This window comes from Pseudomonas uvaldensis, from assembly GCF_021271205.1.
Classification (GTDB): Bacteria; Pseudomonadota; Gammaproteobacteria; order Pseudomonadales; family Pseudomonadaceae; genus Aquipseudomonas; species Aquipseudomonas uvaldensis.
Genome location: NZ_JAIWKS010000059.1, coordinates 1 through 288, shown reverse-complemented (window position 1 = coordinate 288; position 288 = coordinate 1). Strand labels below are relative to the sequence as shown.

General features: G+C 59.0%; 1 pseudogene. It reads left to right on the top strand.

The annotated features are described in order from the left end of the window. A pseudogene (locus LCU97_RS26580) lies at positions 1-288 on the top strand (calcium-binding protein); the annotation flags it as partial.

Sequence of the window (288 nt, the reverse complement as noted above, 5' to 3'; positions counted from 1 at the left end):
GTATACCACGGCCACGGGAATACGACTGGAAGGTGGCGCAGGCGACGATATCTACAACATTAATATGGGGCAGACCCCCACCATTATCGAACAGGCCGGTGGCGGTAACGATGAAGCCCGTGTGTCGGTGATCAATGCCAGCGGCACCATCCTGGCAGCCAACGTCGAGCGCCTGACCTACGTCGGTACTGGCGCCTTCATCGGTTACGGCAACGACAGCGACAACGTCATTACCGGCGGTTCGGGTAACGACACCCTATACGGTGGCGCGGGAGCGGATCAGTTCAT